This window comes from Dietzia sp. B44, assembly GCF_014145245.1.
Classification (GTDB): domain Bacteria; phylum Actinomycetota; class Actinomycetes; order Mycobacteriales; family Mycobacteriaceae; genus Dietzia; species Dietzia natronolimnaea.
Genome location: NZ_JAALEF010000279.1, coordinates 1 through 4,486 on the forward strand (window position 1 = coordinate 1; position 4,486 = coordinate 4,486).

Consider the following 4,486-nt stretch of genomic DNA (forward strand, 5'->3'; position numbering starts at 1 on the left):
CCCCGCGGTCCGCGCGCTCCTCGCCGCCGAGCGGCCGACGGTTCTCGGCGCGCAGGAGGTGCTGCGCGAGCAGACCACGGTGATGCTCGACGCCCTGGGCCCCGGGTACGCCGTGGTCGGCCGCGGTCGGGGCTCGGACGGAGGTGGCGAGGCCTCGCCGATCTTCTACGACTCCGGACGGCTCGAGTTGCTCGACTGGGACCAGATCGCGCTGTCCGATCAGCCCACCCGCGCGGGATCGGCATCCTGGGGGAACCTCATCCCCCGGGTCATGGTGTCGGCGGAGTTCCGCGATCGCGGGACCTCACGGAGCTTCCTCGTGATCAACACCCACCTCGACCCGTTCTCCGCGCGCTCCCGTCTGCGGTCGGCGCGGGCGATTCTCGACCTGGTGTCCGCCGCCGCCCCGTCGTCCGCCCGGCACAGTCCGGCGCTGGTGACCGGCGACCTCAACACGGGCCCGGCCGGCGCGGCGGTCCGAGAACTGGTCCGGGAGGGGACTCTGGTCGACAGTTGGCACAGCGCGCGGACCCGCGCGAGCGAGGAGTGGGGGACGTACACCGGCTACCGCGCGCCGCGGAGGAACGGGGCGCGCATCGACTGGATACTCGCCTCGTCAGCATTTAGGGTCACCCACGCCGCGGTCAACCCGCTGCGGCCCGGCGGCGTGTGGGCGTCGGACCATCTGCCCGTCCACGCCGTCGTGCGTCTCGACCGAGGGGGTGTCGCCGCGTGATCGACAACTTCCTGCGTCCCGCGGAGAACCGCGTGCGGATGGCGGCGGACGCTCTGCGGATCCTCGGGGCCCTCAGCGTCCTGCTCGCCCTGCTGCTGCACGGTCTCACGGACGCGGCCATCGTCGCGTTCGCCCTGCCGGGACTGATGCTCCCGCGCTTCGTCGGGATGAGGCCGTGGGCGGACACCGCGGTGTCGGTCACGTTGCTCGTCGCCGCCTGGAGCAACGTCTTCGACCTGTACACGCGCATCTGGTGGTGGGACATCGTGGTCCACTTCGCGTGCGCCGGAGCGCTGGCGGTGGTGACCTACCTGTTCCTCGCGCACCGCGGGATCGTGCCGGCACCGGGTGACGGGGGTGTCCCGGCCGCGGGGGCGGTGGTGCTCACCACCGCCTTCGGCCTGGCCCTGGGCGCACTGTGGGAGATGGTGGAGTGGTTCGGCCACGCCTACCTGACGGACCGGATCTACGTGACCCTCGACGACACGATCGGGGACATGGCCGCGGGTGGTCTCGGCGCCCTGGCCGCGGGTCTGCTCCTGGCCCACTGGCCCCGGGTGCTGATGCCGACCGACCGGCCCGGTCGCGTGTCCTCGGAGGCGGGGTCCCGCCGCTAGACGGTCGACCCGGAGACCGCTGCCCGGGTACCACCGCTGACGCCGGACCTCACCGGATGCCGTCCTCGTCGTCGTCGTTCCCCCGTGACCCCGGTGAGACGGGGTCCTCCGGTGACGGTGTCGTGGCGCCCGGCCGACGAACCGGGGCTCCGGCCCGCACCACCTCCGCCAGGAGGGGGAAGAGCAGGACGGTGACCGCCCCGGCCGCCACCAGGACGGAGGAGATCTCGCCCGTCATCAGACCGTTGTTCACCGCGACCTCGGTGACCGCCACGATGATCGGGAGACCGGTCGCCGCGTACAGACCCACCCTCGCCCGTTCCCGTGGACCGTCGAGCCCGGGGCTCGCGCGGGTGACGGTCTCGCCCAGCCACACCCCTCCGCCGCGGAGGACCAGCATGCTCACCACGGCCGCCACCAGCACCCACGGCGAGGCCGCCACGGCCCCGAGGTCGATGCCCATCCCCGACACCACGAAGAAGGCGGGGATGAACAGGGTGTAGCCGACGGTCTCCAGTTGACGGAGCAGGATCGCGGCGAGACCGCGGTCCGGGGCCTGGCCACCGCCGCGCAGGTGTGCCCCGAGGGAGTCGACCAGTCGGCGCAGGATCATGCCGGCGGCGAACGCGCCGAGCACCACGTCCAGACCGAACACCGTGGCCACGACCATCATGGTGGCCAGCAGCAGGATCACCGTGCGCATGGCCAGCTGTCCGGTGGAGGTGGTGCCCTGCAGGAGCGCCCGACCGAGCGCGGGGATGTGGAGCAGTCGGGCCGGCACCGCCAGGATCACCAGCGCGGCCAGTCCGAACAGCCCGACGGCCGCGATGGAGGACTCGATGCTGCGGGTACCGAGCAGCACCGCCATCACGAGGATCGGCCCCAGTTCCCCCACCGCGCCGTGGGTGAGGACCGCCCGGCCCACGGGGGTGCTGTCATGGCCGGAGCCCTTGAGGATGGGCAACAGGGTCCCGATGGCCGTGGAGGTGAGCAGGAGCCCGATCGCCACCGCGGTCTCCCACCGGCCCGAGACCATCCACCCCACCCCGGCTGCCAGGATCAGGCTGACGACCCAGGTCCCGGCCGCTCGTCGTCCGCTGCGCCCGGTGAGGGTGGAGACCTCGAGCTCGAACCCCGCCAGCAGGAACAGCATCCCCAGCCCGAGCTCCGCGAGGAGCGCCACCCCGCCGGATTCCACCGCCAGGTCCAGACCGTTGGGGCCGATCACCATCCCGCCCACCAGGAGGAGCACCACGCCCGGGATGAACGAGCGGGTGAACCCGGACAGCACCGGTGCCGCCCAGACGGCCAGGACGATCCAGAACAGCGAGACGAGTTCGGTGGGGGACGCCTCGGCGGCCAGGAGGGTGGTGGTCACGTCCGGCCTCTCGCTCGATCGATGAAGGAGAGCTTAGACGAGCGGCGCGCACGCGAGGCCGTCGACCGGCGTCGACCGGATCGTGCGAGGGTGGGGCACATGACCACCTCGCCGCTCGACACGTCCGACGGTGACCCCCGGCGGCTCCCGGGCTTCCGTCGGACGTTCGGCGCGGGGCGACTGACCCTCGGGCTGGGATTCCCGCTGCGGACGCGCGCCGACCGGGTCGACGGCCCGGACATCAGCGAACAGATCGAGGTCGCCCGGGCCGCGGAGACCGGAGGGTTCGCCGCCCTCTACGCCCGGGACATCCCGCTTCGCGTCCCGTCGTTCGGCGACGTGGGCCAGATCTACGATCCGTGGGTGTTCCTCACGTACGTGGCCGCCCACACCAGCCGGATCGCCCTCGGGACGGCGGCCGTCGTGCTGCCCGTCCGCCATCCACTGCACGTGGCCAAGTCCGCGGCCAGCCTGGACCGTCTCTCCGGCGGCCGGTTCCTCCTGGGCGTGGCCTCCGGCGACCGGCCGGAGGAGTTCCGCGCGTTCGGGCTGGAGCAGGGGCGGCGGGGGGAGAGGTTCCGGGAGAACCTCACGGTGATGACACACGCCCTCACCACCGAGATGCGCGGGATCCGCTGGTCCGGGGGGTGGATGCACAGCGCGGACGTTGTCCCCAAGCCCACCGCCTCGTCGGTGCCGCTGATCATGACCGGCTCGTGTCAACAGAGCATCACGTACCTGGCCGCCCACGGGCACGGATGGCTGACCTACCCGCGTGACTTCGACGCGCAGCGCCGGACCGCCGCGAGGTGGCGCGAGGTGGTGACCGAGAGCCGGGAGGGAGGATCCGACGACGACGAGGTGTTCAGTCCCTTCGCGCAATCGCTCCAGATCGACCTGGCCGAGGACCCCGACGAGGCGGCCTCGCCGATCGGCTTCGGGTTCCGGATCGGTCACCGGCGTCTGGTCGAGCACCTGGCGGACCTGCGGGGGATCGGGGTCAACCACGTCCTGCTGGGGGTCGGGGCGTCCCGCCGGCCGATCCGGGAGGTCGTCCACGAGCTGGCCGAGACCGTCGTGCCCCACTTCCCCGCGCTCGCCCACTAGCCTCACCGGCGGAACGGAGAGGCGGGACCACCCATGACAGGCGCGGCCACCCCGGAACCCGGACTGTTCGAGCACCTCCGGTCCCGGCAGTTCCTGTTCATGCTGCCCCGCGCGGTGTCACTGCAGCTGATGCACCCGGCGATCAGTGCGGCGATGCTCGAGCACTCGCCCTCCCCGGGCTTCGTCTGGCTGCACAAGAAGCGATCGGTCCCCCCGACGATCGACATGGCGTTCGACCCCCATCCGGAGTCCTGGATCCCGAGGCGCATCGTGGTCACGCACGACACCATCCGGGGAACCGACGCCGACGGCCACCGTTACCACTCACTGGACCCGCAGGTCTTCCACTTCCAACACGCCACGTATGTGGACTCGCTGTTCGAGACCATCACGAGATTCCGCGGTCCACTGGACGCCGGGGAACGCCGGTCGGTCTACGCCTCGTGCTGCAGGTGGTACCGCGCCTACGGCATCTCCGACGCACCGCTGCCCCCGACGGTCGAGGACTTCGACGCCTACTTCCGCGACCGGACCGGGGCGCTCGCCGTCACCCCGGCGCTCACGCGCTACCGCGGGCAGCTCCTCCGTCCCCGCCAGTGGTGGCCGGCCGCGGTCCCCGCCGGCGCCATCCGGACGTTCCTGCATCCC

Annotated in this window: 5 protein-coding genes; 4 read left to right on the forward strand and 1 reads right to left on the reverse strand. The window is 72.1% G+C overall.

Going from position 1 to position 4,486, the window contains the following annotated elements; all coding sequences use genetic code 11:
• Positions 1-736, forward strand: a 736-nt coding sequence (locus G6017_RS09800; protein ID WP_182617153.1) for an endonuclease/exonuclease/phosphatase family protein, incomplete at its 5' end; no start/stop codon positions are given.
• Positions 733-1,353 carry a DUF2238 domain-containing protein gene (locus tag G6017_RS09805; protein ID WP_182617154.1) on the forward strand — a complete coding sequence of 207 codons (621 nt, stop codon included), beginning with the start codon at positions 733-735 and terminating at the stop codon, positions 1,351-1,353. The genes G6017_RS09800 and G6017_RS09805, both read left to right, overlap by 4 nt.
• 49 nt (positions 1,354-1,402) lie before the next feature.
• Here G6017_RS09805 and G6017_RS09810 read toward each other — a convergent pair whose 3' ends face one another.
• The gene (locus G6017_RS09810; RefSeq protein ID WP_182610714.1) at positions 1,403-2,731 is read right to left on the reverse strand and encodes a cation:proton antiporter; all 1,329 of its coding nucleotides are present in this window, start codon (positions 2,729-2,731) and stop codon (positions 1,403-1,405) included.
• Between the two features lie 99 nt (positions 2,732-2,830).
• Here G6017_RS09810 and G6017_RS09815 point away from each other — a divergent pair, with 99 nt between their 5' ends.
• Both G6017_RS09815 and G6017_RS09820 read left to right on the forward strand, forming a co-directional pair.
• Positions 2,831-3,838 (forward strand): LLM class oxidoreductase, encoded by a 1,008-nt coding sequence (locus tag G6017_RS09815; protein WP_182610715.1) that lies wholly within the window; start codon positions 2,831-2,833, stop codon positions 3,836-3,838.
• A gap of 33 nt (positions 3,839-3,871) precedes the next feature.
• Positions 3,872-4,486, forward strand: a 615-nt coding sequence (locus G6017_RS09820; RefSeq protein WP_182617155.1) for an oxygenase MpaB family protein, incomplete at its 3' end; no start/stop codon positions are given.